This is a genomic window from Paenibacillus konkukensis, from assembly GCF_023523925.1.
In the GTDB taxonomy this organism is placed as follows: domain Bacteria; phylum Bacillota; class Bacilli; order Paenibacillales; family NBRC-103111; genus Paenibacillus_S; species Paenibacillus_S doosanensis.
Map to the genome: position 1 here is coordinate 6,041,164 of NZ_CP027059.1, position 14,658 is coordinate 6,055,821.

Here is a 14,658-nt window from a genome sequence, read left to right on the forward strand (position 1 = left end):
ATGCTGTTTTATATTACGGCGGCTATCGTAACGGCCATTGATCAATGGGCCAAAATATGGATACGCAATTCCATGGAGGTCGGGCAATCCGTCCCGTTCTGGGACCCCGTCCTGCATTTTACCTATTATGAGAACAGCGGCATGGCGCACAGTCTGTTTCCGGGATACGGCCGATTGTTCGCTTTGTTTGCCGTACTGTTTATTGCAGGAGTGCTCTATTACCGGGCCAAGGGCGAGATCAAGGGCAGATGGATGGATCTTAGCATGGGGTTTCTGGTCGGAGGCGCGGCAGGCAACGCAATTGACCGGATTTTGTTCGGAAAAGTGACGGATTTCCTGGAATTCACATCGGGTCACGGCATTCTCAATTTGGCGGATGTGGCCATTAACATCGGAGTGCTGCTCGTCATCGTCAGTGCGGTGATCGGCATTGTCAAAAAAACAGGCTCATCCTAAAAACAAATGTAAACAAAAAAAGGAGCGCAAACGATGGATAAACAAATACAGGCACGGCTCGTACTTGCAGAAAATCCGGACATGGTTTTCAATGAGGTGGTTCGGATTACGATTGAACGCGGCGATTTGGCATTTTGGCTGAAGTTTACCTCCGAATGGGGAGGGGCGTTATATTTCCTAGACGAAAAAAATACAAAGCAGCGGGAGCAGGGGGCTATCTCTGAAGAGGAATACGAATTTTCCCGAAGAACTTACCGTCTCGGTCTTATTACATTGAGCGGGCTTTACGACAAGCTTAAGGTATGGTCGGAACGGGAAGCGGGGGATTACGCGTTCTCGATGGATATGCTGGAATGTTATTTTATTCCCGCCTATCTCCAAGATTACAGCGAGATGAACGCGGTAGCGAAGAAGCAGGGGCGGCAGTACGTTCAGCTCGTGCTTCAAGCGCTTGAGAACCAAGGGAAGCCGGAGGAGAAGCTGGAGTCGATCCGGCAGCTTGTGCACGAATATATTAAAAACATGCATACGTATGTAAAATAGAAGAAAGGGGTTCTGCACCCCCGACGAGTTATCCGGAAATCAGCCGGTTGTGAGGGATTTCGAGAAAACTGTAGGCTTGAGCCAACAGCTCCGCCTCGTTTTCCTCATAGAAATGGCGGGAGATGCCGTTCATTCCCGTACGCTGGCTGAGCCGGTCCAATTGATTTTTCATCAGCTTGGAGTTGCAAAGCACCGCCACCTTCTGGCAGTGGGGCAGCATCCATTTCTGCAGCTCCTCGATTTTCTCATTGGCTTCCGGCGTGAACACGAACGGATGGCCATCCGCCATCATGCCCCGGTTATCGATCAGCAGCTTGATTCTCCCTTTGGACAAATACGTGCAGGCGATTTTCAAGTCAAACGAAGTTTTGACAATGTCCTCGGCGCTCAGCACGCCCTTGACCTGCCAGGAGATGACCTCTTCTTCAAAATCGATGTTGTACACGAAACGCTCGCTTAACGCTTTGCGAAATTCGCTTTTCATATAAGCGGAGTGCAGCTCGAACCGTTCATTGTCGAAAAAATAGCTCATGTCGACATCAAGCGCTTCCGTCAGCTTCGCGATGTTCTCCAAGGAAACGTTCCTCTCTCCCCGCTCCACGCCTCCTATGTACGAACGATCCAAACCGGCCCGGGCGGCCAATGCCTCCTGCGACATGCCGGATTTAAGCCGAAGCTCTCTCACCCTTTGGCCAAAGTTGGATAAAATACTCACTCTCGAACCTCCCTCCGGATCGGGCCTCAAATTAAAAATGCGAAAACGGCAGCATGCGGAAGCCTCGGACTATAAGTACCATTATAAACGTAATTTTGCACGAAAAACATAGAAATATAAAATTTTTTGATGAAAAATAGGCTTTAAGCGAAGACGGCCAAGCCTGCGCCGCTTTGCTCAAAGCCTTCATGTAAAAGGAGTTCCGGATGCTGCCGCGCCTGCAGCGGCATAAGCCGTTACAGCTTAAAGGTGCGGATCGTATTCTGAAGGTCGTCCGCCAGCTTCGAGAGATGCGCGGCCGAACCGGAGATTTCCTCCATTGAGGCAAGCTGATCTCCGGAAGCCTGGGCGACGCTTCGGGTGTTCTCGCTCGCGCTGCGCGCGATCATCGCCGTCGAGGCGATAGAAGCGGTGATTTGCTCCGTAGCGGCGGCCATCTGCTCCGAAGTAGCCGATACTTCCTGAATCTCATGGTTGATCCGTTGAATGTCCTGGAGAATGCGGCCGAACATCGATTGCGTCGTTTCGGCGACCGCTATGCCCTCGCTCACTTCATGCGTTACGGTATTCACCGCCTCTACGGCGAGTCTCGTCTCGGAGCGGATTTCGTCGATCAATCCGGATATTTGCTCCGCGGATGCGCTCGATTGGGCCGCCAGCTTCTTCACTTCCGCAGCGACGACGGCAAAGCCTTTGCCTTCCTCGCCCGCTCGGGCCGCTTCGATGGAAGCGTTAAGCGCAAGAAGATTCGTCTGATTTGCGATGCCGGCGATCATCGTCAAAATGTTGCCGATCTCCTCCGACCGTTCGCCAAGCCGCTGGATAAAATCCGCGGTCTGTCCGGCCGACGTTTGAATCGAGCCCATCTGGCGGACGACCCGTTCGATCGCGTCGCTGCCGTTCTCCGCATGATGCGACGTTTCTACCGTCCGTTCCGATACGGCGGAGGATGTTTCGGCAATCCGCCCGATCCCCGCAGCCATCTCCTCCATCGCATTGGCCGTTTCCTCCGTGCTGGCGAGCTGCTCGTTCGAGCCGCCGGATACTTCCTGGATCGCGGCGGCGACTTGCCTCGACGCGTTCGCGGCCTGATCGGCTCCGGCCGCAAGCTCTTCCGACAAGGCGGCGACCTGGGACGATGCGTCGCGCGTTTGCTCGACGGTCAGCCGCAGATTGACGACCATCGCAGCGGCGGCTCCCGCCAAATCGCCCAGCTCGTCCTTGCTGCGCACCTTGGCCGGCTGAACGGACAGATTCCCCTCCGCTACTTGCATAATCTGAGCAGTCACTTTGCGCAATACGACGACGACGCGCACGTGCATGATCCAGAGCACGAAGACAGTGGCCAGCACGCTGACCGCCATAAGCGCATAGATGAACACTCTGCCGCCTTTATAGGAACTGGCGACCATCGTCTCCAGCCGCAATGGCGCCGTCATGATTCAGCTTCTTCAGATCGTTGAAGCTCGTCTGCATATCGTCGAACAGCTTCTGCCCGTCGTTAAGCAGCTCCATAGCTTTGTCCCGGTTGTTGCTGCGGCTCGCTTCAAGCGCCAGCTTATTGTTATCCTTGAATTGTTTCCAAGAAGCTTTTAACTGCTCGAACTGGACCTTTTCGCCATCCGAGTGCAGCGTCGTTTCATAAACGGCGAGGTTTGTGTCAAACTTGTCGTACAGCTGGGCGATGCTATTGCTGAGTACGTCCATAGTAGACGCATCAGTTTCGTCCTTATGCCTGTAGGTCAAATTGAGTACATGTTCCGCTTCAAAATTCAATTCGTTGATCGATTCGACGCCAGGCACCCAAACGGCGGTGATGCTGTCGACTCGGCCTTTCATATAGTCCATCGTCTTGACGGACAAATAACCTAACGCAAACAATAATAACAATACAATACCGAATCCCAGCAGCAATTTTTTGCCTACAGTAAACCGCATGACGTCACCTCATAATATAGTAAGTAGGTACTATGTATATCTTCGACAAATCTCCGGCAAATGTTTATAACATCCTGCTTGCATCGCTCTCTTAATTTTCATATAATACAGTGTAAAGTTGCATATTGTTTAAATGCGTTGACGGAGAAAAGTACGCAGTACTTCTATACAGGGAGGAGCCGCCGGAGATTGAGAGCGGTTCTACAGAAACAGGCTGTCGAAGTTCGCTCCTGAGCAGTCTTCTGAAACTGCGGCCCATGCCGGCTGCGAGCAAGTAGGAAGAAACCGGCGAGAACGTCTATGTTCGGAACCGTTACATTCAATGAGTGAGAAGGAACGCTTTGTTCTCGGTTTATCCGGCATTTGCGCCGGAAGCTGCGAGGCAAGCGGTCTTCTAACAAGGGTGGTACCACGGCTTTTTCGTCCCTTATACGGGAGAAAAAGCCTTTTTTTGTTGTCCGGAGCATGGTTTCGGCTCGGGGAAAACGCGGCAGCAAAAGGACGATTCAGCACATTTCATAAGGAGGATGAACGATGAAAGAGCGGTTGGAAGCTTTGAAGGCCGAAGCGCTGCAGGAGCTGGCGCAAGTTACGAGCCAACAGCAGCTGGCTGAAATGAGAATCAAATATTTGGGCAAAAAGGGGCCGTTGACCGAAATTTTGCGCGGTATGGGCTCGCTTAGCGCGGAGGAGCGCCCGATCATCGGCCAAGTGGCCAACGAGGTGCGCGGCGCGATCGAAGCGGTGATCGAAAGCAAGCAGGAGGAGTACCAGAAGGCCGAGACGGAGGCGCGTCTGCGCGCGGAGACGATCGACGTTACGCTGCCGGGCAGACCGTCCCCAATCGGTGCGACGCATCCGATCAATAAGGTCATTCAGCAGATCGAGGATATTTTCATCGGCATGGGTTACACCGTCGCGGAAGGGCCGGAGGTCGAGCAGGATTATTATAATTTCGAAGCGCTCAATTTGCCGAAAAACCACCCGGCGCGGGATATGCAGGATTCCTTCTACATTACCGAAGAAATTTTGATGCGGACGCAAACTTCTCCGGTGCAGGTGCGCACGATGGAGAAGATGAAAGGCGAGGTGCCGGTCAAAATCATCTGTCCGGGCAAAGTATACCGCCGCGACGACGACGATGCGACCCACTCCCATATGTTTACGCAAATCGAAGGCTTGGTGATCGACCGCAATATTCGGATGAGCGATCTGAAAGGGACGCTGCTGCAATTTGTGCGCGAGCTGTTCGGGCATCATACGCAAATTCGTCTGCGTCCCAGCTTCTTCCCGTTCACGGAGCCGAGCGTCGAGGTCGACGTGACTTGCGCCATGTGCAAGGGTTCGGGCTGCCGCGTATGCAAGCAATCCGGCTGGCTGGAAATTCTCGGCGCGGGCATGGTTCATCCGAACGTGCTGGAAAAAGGCGGCTACGATCCCGAGGAATACAGCGGCTTCGCTTTCGGTATGGGCGTGGAGCGCGTAGCGATGCTGAAGTACGATATTGAAGATATTCGCCATTTTTATACGAACGACCTTCGTTTCTTGAAGCAGTTCGCCCATTTGTAATCGAGAGGAGCGATCAGAACGACATGAAAGTATCATATCAATGGCTGTCCCAATATGTGGACGTGAACGGATATACGGCCGACGAGCTGGCGGAGAAGCTGACGCGAAGCGGCATTGAAGTGGACATTGTGGAGAAGCGCAATAAAGGGGTCGAGAAAGTATTCGTCGGCTTCGTCAAATCCCGCGAGAAGCATCCCGATGCGGATAAATTGAGCGTTTGCACGGTGGATGTCGGCCAAGGGGAAGACCTGCAAATCGTATGCGGGGCCAAAAACGTAGCCGCAGGGCAAAAGGTGCCCGTAGCGGTCGTCGGCGCGAAGCTGCCGGACGGCTTGGTCATCAAGCGGGCGAAGCTGCGCGGCGTAGAGTCGCAAGGGATGATCTGCTCGGCGAAGGAGCTCGGTCTTAACGACAAGCTGCTGCCGAAGGAAATTCAGGAAGGCATTCTGGTGCTTCCGGAGGAAACGCCCGTCGGAGAAAGCATTCTGGATGTGCTCGCCATTAACGACGAGGTGCTCGATTTCGATCTGACGCCTAACCGTTCCGACTGCTTGAGCATGCTCGGCGCCGCCTATGAGATCGCCGCCATTCTCGGGCGTCCGGTGCGGCTGCCGGATGCGGAGCAGGGGCTGGACGGTTCGGGGACGCAGGCCGCGGACCACATCTCCGTAGAGATTGCCGCAAAGGAACAATGCTCGCATTATGCAGCGCGCTATATCGAGAATGTGAAGATCGGGCCGTCTCCGCTCTGGATGCAGAACCGGCTGATGGCGGCAGGCGTTCGGCCGATCAACAATATCGTCGACATCACCAATTTCGTTATGCTGGAATACGGCCAGCCGCTGCATGCCTTCGACGCCGACAAGCTGGAAGGTGGCCATATCGAGGTGCGGATGGCGAAGCAGGGCGAGAAGCTCGTTACGCTGGACGGCGCCGAGCGCGCGCTCGAACCGCATATGTTGCTGATTACCGACGGCGTGAAGCCGGTCGGACTGGCAGGCGTGATGGGCGGAGAAAACTCCGAAGTGACGGACGGCACCGTGCGGATTTTGCTCGAATCGGCCAAGTTCGACGGCGGTACCGTAAGGAAAACATCCCGCCAGCTCGGGTTGCGCTCGGAAGCTTCGCTTCGCTTCGAGAAGGAAGTCAATCCCGAGGCGGTCATTCCCGCTCTGAACCGCGCCGCTTCGCTGATGGCGCAGTACGCCGGAGGTCAGGTGGCGTCAGGCATCGTGGAGGCGGTGACGGAGCGTCACGCTCCGGTGCAGATCGATCTGAGCGTCGGCCGGATCAATCAGTATTTGGGCACGGCGCTGTCGCTGGAAGAGGTGCAGGCGATTTTTGACCGGCTGCACTTCTCCGCCGATGTGCAGGGAGACGTCCTGACCGTCCATGTGCCGAGCCGCCGCGGAGATATTACGCGCACGGTCGATCTGATCGAGGAAGTCGCCAGACTGTACGGCTACGACAACATTCCGACGACGCTGATGAGCGGCGTAACGACGCCGGGATCGCTGACCCGGGAACAGGCGATTCGCCGCATCGCCCGCAATGTGCTGTCGGGCAAAGGACTTCACGAAACGATCACCTACACGTTCACTCATCCCGATCAAATCGGCCAGCTGCCCGGCTCTTATACGGAAGCCAAGCCGATCGCGCTGTCGATGCCGATGAGCGAAGAGCGCAGCACGCTGCGCACGAGCCTCCTGCCGCATTTGCTGGACGTGGCGGTGTATAACCGCAACCGCAATACGGACGATGTGGCGATCTTCGAGATCGGCAAAGCGTTCGTTACAGACGAAGCGACGCTGACCAAGCTGCCGGAAGAGAAGCTGCTGCTGTCCGCCCTGATGACCGGCAAACGCCATGAAACGCATTGGTCGGGCAAATCCGGAGACGTCGACTTTTATGATCTGAAGGGCGTGTTCGAAAGCCTTGTCGCCTATCTGGGCATCGATGGCATCGGCTATCAATCGGCGCAGCCGGAAGGCTTCCATCCGGGGCGTACGGCGAGCATTACGCTGCAAACGGCGGAAGGAACTTCCATTATCGGTTACCTGGGACAACTGCATCCGGCGCTTCAGCAGCAGAAGGATTTGGCCGACACGTATGTGTTGGAAGTGGATTTCGAAGCGCTGACGTCTCAAGCCGACGAGTCGATCACCCATAAGCTGCTGCCGCGTTACCCTGCCATCGGGCGCGATATCGCCGTTGTAGTGGGCCGGGAGGTGCCTGTCGGCGATCTGATCGCGCAAGTGCGAGAAGTGGCCGGAGCTCTGCTTGAGTCGATTCAAGTGTTCGACATCTATACGGGAGAGCGTCTCGGAGCGGATAAGAAGAGCGTTGCGCTGGCGCTCGTATACCGCACTGCGCAGCGGACGCTGACGGACGAAGAAGTAAGCGAATTGCACGCCAAGGTCGTCTCGGCGCTCGAACAATCGTTCGGAGCCGAACTGAGAAAATAGATTTTCGGGGGAAACTCGGAAATTGTCATAAAGTCGCCTGCTACAGCAGGAAAAAGGCTTCCTCGTATCGAACTGTTTATGGAGATACGGGGAAGTCTTTTTTACTTCCAGGAAATGATGCGCGGCAGTTTCCTGCGGTACGTTTCGCGAGCGCAATTTCAAGCCGAGAAGCGCCGTATCGGAAGCTGCCGGCGAGGTTCCGGATTCTGTCCAAGTTTCACTCGTTGCGACACATCGTATCTCGAATCGGAACATGAAAACCGCTTCTGATAAGGTTCGAAAGGAGAGCTTGCTTGTGACCCAAGAAGATAAAATCCGGATGACGGTGGACATATTCGGCAACCAGTACAAGCTGGTGGCCAAAACCAGCGCCACGAATATGAAACGAGTAATCGCGCAAGTCAACGAACAGATGCATAAAATCGCTGCGGGCTCCCCGCGTTTGGATACACCGAAAATTGCCGTATTGGCGGCTGTACATATCGCAGATGACTATTTCAAGATTCAAGACGACATGGAGGCGCTGCGCGAGAAGCAGAAACAGCTCGACAAGACGAAGGAAGAGTTCTCCCAGCTGAAAGAACGCCATGCGGTGCTGCTGCAGGAGCTTGAAGTCGAGAGGGAGATGCTGAAGGAACTGGAGGCGAGCAGCCAAAGAGCCGAGGAGGAACGGAATCAGGCGCAGGCCCGGATCGCCGAGCTGCAGACGGAAGCGGAGCAGTCGGAGCTGAAGCGGAGCGAATTGGAAGGCTTGATTCGCAGCGAGCGAGAGCGCCGTTCCGAGCTGGAGCAGGAGCTGGCGGCCCAGCGCCTTACCGTGGCGGAGCTTGAGGAGCTGAGCCGGATGCAAGAGACCGAGCTGACGGAGAAAGCGCAGCAGGCGGAAGCCGAAGCCGAGCGGCTGCAAGAAGAGGCCGAGAGGCTGAAGCAGGAGCATGCGCAGCTCGAAGAGCGGATGAAGCAGGAACAGGAGCGATCCGGAAATCTGGAGCGCGAGCTCGGGAGCGGCGCGAAGCCGCAGCCGAGTTTGAAGAGCTGAGCCGGATGCAGGAGATGGAGCTGACGGCGAGAGCGGAGCAGGCGGAGAAGGAAGCGTCTGCATTGAAGTCGGCTCTTGATAAGCTGAATGAAGAGCGCGACCGGCTTGGCGAGCAAATCAAGGGCGAGCAGGAACGTGCAAGCGGCCTGGAACAGCAGCTTGAAGAGCAGCGTGCGGCGGCGTCCGAGCTTGAAGAGCTGCAGCGGCTGCAAGAGGAACAATTTGCGGCGCAGGCGGAGCAGGCACGCAAGGAAGCGGCCCGGCTTCAGACGGAATTGGAACAATCGAAGCAGGAACGGGAGCGGCTGCAGACGGAGCTGAGCAGCGAGCAGGAGCGCAGCTTCGATCTGGAGCAAGAGCTGGTTGCGCAGCGCAACGCGACAGCCGAAGCGGAGGAATTGATCCGCTTGCAGGAGGAGGAATTTGCGGCCAAAGCGGAGCAAGCGCAGAATGAGGCGGCGGAGCTTCGCGCGGGGCTGGAGCTTCGGAAGCAAGAGGCGGATCGTCAGCACCAAGAATTGGAACGGCTGCAGGAGCAGGCGGCACAGGCCGAGACGTTGGGAGCCGGATTGCAGGCGGAGCTGGAGCGGATGCAATCCGAGCGCGTCCGGCTGGAAGCGGAGGCGGAACAGGCGCGGACGCAAAGGAGCGAACAGCAGGAGCAGATCGCGCAGTTGGAAGTCCGCGTAAGCGAAGCGGCTGAGCGGATCGCTCAGCTTATGCAAGAGCTTGCGTCGCAGCGTGAATCGGCGGCGGAGTTCGAGGAGCTGAGCCGTATGCAGGAAGCCGAGCTGACGGAGAAGCTGGAGCGGTATGCAGCGGGCGAAGCGGAACTGCAGGCCGAGCTGGAGCGCCGGAAGCAAGAGGCTGATCGTCAGCAGGAACGGTTGGAACGGCTGCAAGAGCAGGCGGCGCAGGCCGAATCGCGCGGAGCCGAGCTGCAATCGGAGCTGGAACGCGAGCAAGCGAAGCGTTCCGGGTTAGAGGCGGAAGCGGAGCAGGTACGGACGCAAGATGCCGAGCGGCAGGAGCGGATCGCGCAGCTGGAGGCCCGCGTAAGCGAAGCGGCCGAGCGGATCGCTCAGCTCACGCAAGAGCTTGCGTCGCAGCGTGAATCGGCGGCGGAGTTCGAGGAGCTGAGCCGTATGCAGGAAGCCGAGCTGACGGAGAAGCTGGAGCGGTACGCGGCGGGCGAAGCGGAGCTGCAAGCCGAGCTGGAGCGTCAGCGGCAAGAGGCTGATCGTCAGCAGGAACGGCTGCAAGAGCAGGCGGCGCAGGCTGAAGCGCGCGGAGCCGAGCTGCAATCGGAGCTGGAACGCGAGCAAGCGAAGCGTTCCGGGCTGGAGGCGGAAGCGGAGCAGGCTCGGACGCGAGATGCCGAGCGGCAGGAGCAAATCGCGGAGCTGGAGGCCCGTGTGAGCGAAGCGGCCGAGCGGATCGCTCAGCTCACGCAAGAGCTTACGTCGCAGCGCGAGTCGGCAGCGGAGTTTGAAGAACTGAGCCGTATGCAAGAGGCTGAGCTGACCGAGAAGCTGGAGCAATACGCGGCGGGCGAAGCGGAGCTGCAAGCCGAGCTGGAGCGCCGGAAGCAAGAACTGGATCGTCAGCGGCAAGAGGCGGATCGACAGCAGGAACAGTTGGAACGGCTGCAGGAGCAGGCGGCACAGGCCGAAGCGCGCGGAGCCGAGCTGCAGGCGGAGCTGGATCGTCAGCGGCAAGAGGCGGATCGACAGCAGGAACAGTTGGAACGGCTGCAGGAGCAGGCGGCGCAGGCCGAATCGCGCGGAGCCGAGCTGCGGGCGGAGCTGGAGCGCGAGCAAGCAGAACGCGCCCGGTTGGAAGCGGAAGCGGAGCAGGCGCGGACGGAAGGGGCCGAGCAGCGCGAGCGGATCACGCAGCTGGAGACACGCGTGAGCGGAGCAGCGGAACGTATCGCGGCACTGGAGCGGGAGCTTGCGTCGCAGCGCGAATCGGCAGCGGAGTTCGAGGAGCTTAGCCGTATGCAAGAGGCCGAGCTGACCGAGAAGCTGGAGCGCTATGCGGCGGGCGAAGCGGAGTTGCAAGCCGAGCTGGAGCGCCGGAAGCAAGAGACGGACCGTCAGCGGCAAGAGACGGATCGCCAGAGGGAACAGCTGGAACGGCTGCAGGAGCAGGCGGCGCAGGCCGAATCGCGCGAAGCAGAGCTGCGGGCAGAGCTGGAGCGCGAGCAAGCAGAACGCGCCCGGCTGGAAGCGGAAGCGGAGCAGGCGCGGACGGAAGGGGCCGAGCAGCGCGAGCGGATCACGCAGCTGGAGGCACGCGTGAGCGGAGCAGCGGAACGTATCGCGGCACTGGAGCGGGAGCTTGCAGCTCAGCGCGAATCGGCGGCGGAGTTCGAGGAGCTGAGCCGTATGCAGGAGGCTGAGCTGACGGAGAAGCTGGAGCAATACGCGGCGGGCGAAGCGGAGCTGCGGGCCGAGCTTGAGCGCGAGAAGCAGGAACGCGAACGGCTGGAGCTCGAGGCCGGGCTAGTACAGGCGCATGCGGCCGAGCTGAGGGAACAGGCCGCACAGCTGGAGCTGCGAATCAGCAGCGAAGGCGAGCGTATCCGCGGACTGGAGCAGGAGCTCGCGCAGAGCCAGGACGAGCTGCAGGCGCTGCGGTCGCAGCTTGAAACGCAGCAAGGCGACGCGGCCCGGCAGCAGCAGCGCTATGAGGAGCTTAGCGTCCTGACAGAGCAATTGAATGAGCAAATCCGGCTGCAGCAAAAAGAATACGAACTGCAGCTGGAGCATAAGCAGGAGCTGACCAGACAGCATCGCGCCGCACAGCGCGAAGCGGAGGCGCTGGAGGAGCAATTGAAGCAGCTGCTGCAGGAGCAGTTGGAGCAGAAGCTTCAGCTCGAAGCCGAGCTCGGGCTTCAAGTCGAGGCCAGCCGCGAGCTGGAAGAGCGAATCGCCCGCCAGCATGAGCAGAGCGGCGCCTTAACGGCGGAGCTGGATGCCGCGCGAGCGCTCGGCGCCGATCTGCAGAGCAAGCTGAGCGAACGGCTTGAGGAGGCTGCGCTGCAGCAGGAGCTGTACGACGAGCTGCAAGCGCGGCAGAGCGAGCTGGAACGGCAGCTGCAGGAGCAGGAAGCGCGCAGCCGGGAGGCGCTGCTCCGCCAAGAGGAGCAGAGCGCCGCGCTGCGCGAGCAGCTCGGTCAGCGCGAAGCGCAGCTCGCGGAGCGGCAGCAGCAGCTTTCGCAGCTGCAAGAGGAGCAGCGCGCGCTGCTGGCGCAGTTCCGCGAGCAGCAGGCTTACCAGCTGCAGCTGCAGGAGACGGCGAGCCAATGGCAGCGCCGCTGCGACGAGCTGGCCACGCTGGGGGACGAGCTGCGCAAGCAAAGCGCGCAGCAGCTCGAGGAGATCCAGCTGCAGGAAGAGCTGTACAGCGAGCTGGAAGGGCAGTATGCCGAACTGCAGGCCAAGCTAAAGCAGCAGGAGAGCGACAGCCTGGAGGAAATGAGAAGGCTGGAGGAGCGCGCTCACGCTATGCAGGAGCAGCTTCAGGGACAAGCCGAGGCGGCATCCGCTTTGGAGGCGCAGCTTCTTGGCGAAGCCTCTAAGCTGGCGGAGCTGGAGCGGCGGTATGAGGAGCAGTTGGGGCGCAACCACAATCTAATCGCCGAGCAAGCCGAGCGGGCGCGGCTTCTGGAGCAGCTGGAACGCGAGAAGCAAGACGGACAGCAGCTTGCCGGACAATTGTCGGGTCAACTGGAGCAAATTCGCCTGCAGTTCGCAGCCCAGCAGGAAGAATTGCAGCTGCAGGTCGAGCTGTATAACGAGCTGCAGGAGCAGTTCAAAGAGCATTCCGAGCAGCACAAAGCGCTTCAAGAGGAATACGGCGAGCATCGCGAGAAAGCGCAGCGGATATATACGGAGCTTCAGGAACTGAAGTCCGAATACGAAAAGCTGCAAATCGAGTACAACGAATGGATCGAGCTGGTAGTCGAAAATGAATAACTGCAAGCGGACGGAACCATGAATGGGCTGGACTGGACTGCCGTCGTCGTGATCGCGGCGGGCATCGTGCTCGGATATTATCGGGGACTGGTCAGTCAAGTTGTGTCGGTCGCGGGCTTGATCATTGCGTATGTAGTGGCGTTTGCTTTTTATAAGGAAGTGTCGCCCTGGATCGCCGGGGCGCTTTCTTTGCCCGCATACGAATCGTACCGGAATTTTGAGTTTCTGATTAAAGGAATGCATCTGGACACCTACATGTACAACGCGATTGCATTTGCTTTGCTGCTTTTTGGAGTCAAATTTGCGCTCGGTATCGTGGGCAGGGTGCTCAATTGGATCGCTCTGACGCCGGGGCTGAAGTCGATGAACCAATGGAGCGGGGCTTTGCTCGGTATGGCCGAAGCTTCCGTGCTGCTGGTCATCGCCGTCCAAGTGATGACGGTCATCCCTAACGATACGGTGCAAGATTTATTGAAGGGCTCGCAATCGGCCCCTTATATATTGAATGCACTGCCTGCCGTATCGGATAAGCTTCATGAATTATGGCAGCAGCAAACGAAGTCGGTTTGAAGCCAAAGCGAAACGACCGGTTCCCTTGAAACAGCAGGGAATCCGGTCGTTTTATTTTTGTTTAGGAAATGATGCGCGGCAATTTCCTGTGGATATCCGGGGGCTCCCCCGAAAGTCACTTTTGGGGATTTGTTCATACGGTATATACGGGATGAAGATTTTCTTTTTACGATTCGACGATCAGCTTGGATTTCATGCTCATATGACCGGACCCGCACGGTACGGAGCATACAATATCGTAAGTGCCTTCTTTATCCGCTTTGAAGGTCGCCGATTTTTTGCTTCCATCCAGCGAAACGTTGAACTCTTTGATCTGCACGCCGTGCATGCCTTGTTTATTTTCCAGCGTTACGGTGATATTCTCGCCTTTTTTCACTTTATATTCCGCTTGGTCGAACTGATAGTTGCTTGCGACAATTTTTACTTCTTGGCCTGCCGCCGCGGAAGTCGCCTGGGATGCCCCGTTCGACGCAGGAGCCTGCGCTTCTTCTTTCTTCGCGCCGCAAGCGGATAGAGCGAATACAAGGCAAGCCGCCAGGGCGAGTGCGATCATTCTTTTCATAGTGATACCCCTCCGTTAAACCGTTATGGTCTTTACACAGACCATATTACACGATCGCCGCAGCGAATGCAGTGACAAACCGGTGAATAATGGAAGGCGAATTTGTAACATATTCTAGGAAAAGTGACTGCTTTCACAGCCGATGCAGCCGTTATGCTTCAAAAAAAATCAGCCGTACGGAAATTCCGCAGACTGATTTTCCCGGCTTGCCGCTTACTGGCGGAAGCTGCGGTCAACGCTTGTTCTCGCGGCCGCTAATACCTTGTTCAAACGGCGTTTTGACCGGTATGAACAAGTCGATAATCCCGATGACAAGGGCTGCCAGGATCGCACCGATAAAGCTTGTCGAGACGCCGCTTACCACGAATTGGGCGAGCCAGATAATGACCGCGCTCGTAAGAAATCCTACGATGCCCCGCCCGAACGGAGTAATCTTCTTGCCGAAGATTCCTTCGATAATCCAAGCGACGAGCGCAATGACCAGAGCCAGGAAGAAGGCGCTCCAGAAACCGCCGACTTTGAAGGCCGGCACAATAAAGCTGACAAACATCAGTACCAAAGCGGATACGATAAACCTGACGATATGTCCAAGCAAATGCATCGGCTGATACCTCCCTTTGGAATGGCGATTCCATGCGTTTTAAGCTTTTTGCTACATACTTACGATGCGGCCTGTCAACGGGTTTAACTCGGTGCACATCATAGTATGGCTTCCGCCGGCGGGATTATGTGAGCCATATTTTAGGCTTGGGGCAAAACGGATATAACCGAAAATTAGCTTATCCCCGGGGCTTCGGATATAATATAATGGATGTGGT

At 57.3% G+C, this 14,658-nt stretch carries 12 protein-coding genes; 7 read left to right on the top strand and 5 right to left on the bottom strand.

All coding sequences use genetic code 11. From position 1 onward, the window contains the following. Together lspA and SK3146_RS26280 are read left to right on the top strand one after the other, a co-directional pair. Positions 1 to 456, top strand: a complete 456-nt coding sequence (lspA, locus tag SK3146_RS26275) for a signal peptidase II (RefSeq protein ID WP_249861541.1) — start codon at positions 1 to 3, stop codon at positions 454 to 456. Between the two features lie 33 nt (positions 457 to 489). Continuing rightward, the gene (locus SK3146_RS26280) at positions 490 to 999 is read left to right on the top strand and encodes a hypothetical protein (protein WP_249861542.1); all 510 of its coding nucleotides are present in this window, start codon (positions 490 to 492) and stop codon (positions 997 to 999) included. 28 nt (positions 1,000 to 1,027) lie between these two features. On the opposite strand, the gene SK3146_RS26285 is transcribed toward SK3146_RS26280, so the two are convergent. From SK3146_RS26285 to SK3146_RS26295, 3 genes are all read right to left on the bottom strand, one after another. Further along, entirely contained in the window at positions 1,028 to 1,714 is a 687-nt protein-coding gene (locus SK3146_RS26285) for a helix-turn-helix domain-containing protein (protein ID WP_249861543.1), read from the bottom strand. A 236-nt stretch (positions 1,715 to 1,950) separates the two neighbouring features. Beyond that, positions 1,951 to 3,153 (bottom strand): methyl-accepting chemotaxis protein, encoded by a 1,203-nt coding sequence (locus SK3146_RS26290; RefSeq protein WP_249861544.1) that lies wholly within the window; start codon positions 3,151 to 3,153, stop codon positions 1,951 to 1,953. Beyond that, positions 3,107 to 3,652 (bottom strand): MCP four helix bundle domain-containing protein, encoded by a 546-nt coding sequence (locus SK3146_RS26295; protein ID WP_249861545.1) that lies wholly within the window; start codon positions 3,650 to 3,652, stop codon positions 3,107 to 3,109. Before SK3146_RS26295 ends, SK3146_RS26290 begins: the two co-directional genes overlap by 47 nt. 534 nt (positions 3,653 to 4,186) lie before the next feature. On the opposite strand from SK3146_RS26295, the gene pheS reads away from it, so the two are divergent. The 5 genes from pheS to SK3146_RS26320 all read left to right on the top strand — a co-directional run bounded on the left by pheS (position 4,187) and on the right by SK3146_RS26320 (position 13,278). Continuing rightward, positions 4,187 to 5,221 (top strand): phenylalanine--tRNA ligase subunit alpha, encoded by a 1,035-nt coding sequence (pheS, locus tag SK3146_RS26300; protein WP_249861546.1) that lies wholly within the window; start codon positions 4,187 to 4,189, stop codon positions 5,219 to 5,221. A gap of 23 nt (positions 5,222 to 5,244) precedes the next feature. Continuing rightward, positions 5,245 to 7,686 (top strand): phenylalanine--tRNA ligase subunit beta, encoded by a 2,442-nt coding sequence (gene pheT / locus SK3146_RS26305; RefSeq protein WP_249861547.1) that lies wholly within the window; start codon positions 5,245 to 5,247, stop codon positions 7,684 to 7,686. A 295-nt stretch (positions 7,687 to 7,981) separates the two neighbouring features. Then, entirely contained in the window at positions 7,982 to 8,725 is a 744-nt protein-coding gene (gene zapA, locus SK3146_RS26310) for a cell division protein ZapA (RefSeq protein WP_249861548.1), read from the top strand. 5 nt (positions 8,726 to 8,730) lie between these two features. Continuing rightward, complete coding sequence (locus SK3146_RS26315) at positions 8,731 to 12,708, top strand: hypothetical protein (protein ID WP_249861549.1); 3,978 nt, start codon at positions 8,731 to 8,733, stop codon at positions 12,706 to 12,708. An 18-nt stretch (positions 12,709 to 12,726) separates the two neighbouring features. Continuing rightward, on the top strand, positions 12,727 to 13,278 hold the full coding sequence (locus SK3146_RS26320; RefSeq protein WP_249861550.1) for a CvpA family protein: 552 nt from the start codon (positions 12,727 to 12,729) through the stop codon (positions 13,276 to 13,278). A gap of 166 nt (positions 13,279 to 13,444) precedes the next feature. Here the strand turns inward: SK3146_RS26320 and SK3146_RS26325 are convergent, their stop codons facing one another. After that, positions 13,445 to 13,840 carry a cupredoxin domain-containing protein gene (locus SK3146_RS26325; RefSeq protein ID WP_249861551.1) on the bottom strand — a complete coding sequence of 132 codons (396 nt, stop codon included), beginning with the start codon at positions 13,838 to 13,840 and terminating at the stop codon, positions 13,445 to 13,447. 232 nt (positions 13,841 to 14,072) lie between these two features. Then, a complete protein-coding gene (locus SK3146_RS26330; RefSeq protein ID WP_249861552.1) occupies positions 14,073 to 14,441 on the bottom strand; it encodes a phage holin family protein in 369 nt (122 codons plus the stop codon). Between the last annotated feature and the right edge of the window lie 217 nt (positions 14,442 to 14,658).

Coding starts and splice junctions, on each gene's coding strand:
- lspA (WP_249861541.1), top strand. CDS start 1: ATGCTGTTTTATATTACGGCGGCTATCGTAACGGCCATTGATCAATGG.
- SK3146_RS26290 (WP_249861544.1), bottom strand. CDS start 3,153: ATGACGGCGCCATTGCGGCTGGAGACGATGGTCGCCAGTTCCTATAAA.
- SK3146_RS26280 (WP_249861542.1), top strand. CDS start 490: ATGGATAAACAAATACAGGCACGGCTCGTACTTGCAGAAAATCCGGAC.
- SK3146_RS26325 (WP_249861551.1), bottom strand. CDS start 13,840: ATGAAAAGAATGATCGCACTCGCCCTGGCGGCTTGCCTTGTATTCGCT.
- pheS (WP_249861546.1), top strand. CDS start 4,187: ATGAAAGAGCGGTTGGAAGCTTTGAAGGCCGAAGCGCTGCAGGAGCTG.
- SK3146_RS26320 (WP_249861550.1), top strand. CDS start 12,727: ATGAATGGGCTGGACTGGACTGCCGTCGTCGTGATCGCGGCGGGCATC.
- pheT (WP_249861547.1), top strand. CDS start 5,245: ATGAAAGTATCATATCAATGGCTGTCCCAATATGTGGACGTGAACGGA.
- SK3146_RS26295 (WP_249861545.1), bottom strand. CDS start 3,652: ATGCGGTTTACTGTAGGCAAAAAATTGCTGCTGGGATTCGGTATTGTA.
- SK3146_RS26330 (WP_249861552.1), bottom strand. CDS start 14,441: ATGCATTTGCTTGGACATATCGTCAGGTTTATCGTATCCGCTTTGGTA.
- SK3146_RS26315 (WP_249861549.1), top strand. CDS start 8,731: ATGCAGGAGATGGAGCTGACGGCGAGAGCGGAGCAGGCGGAGAAGGAA.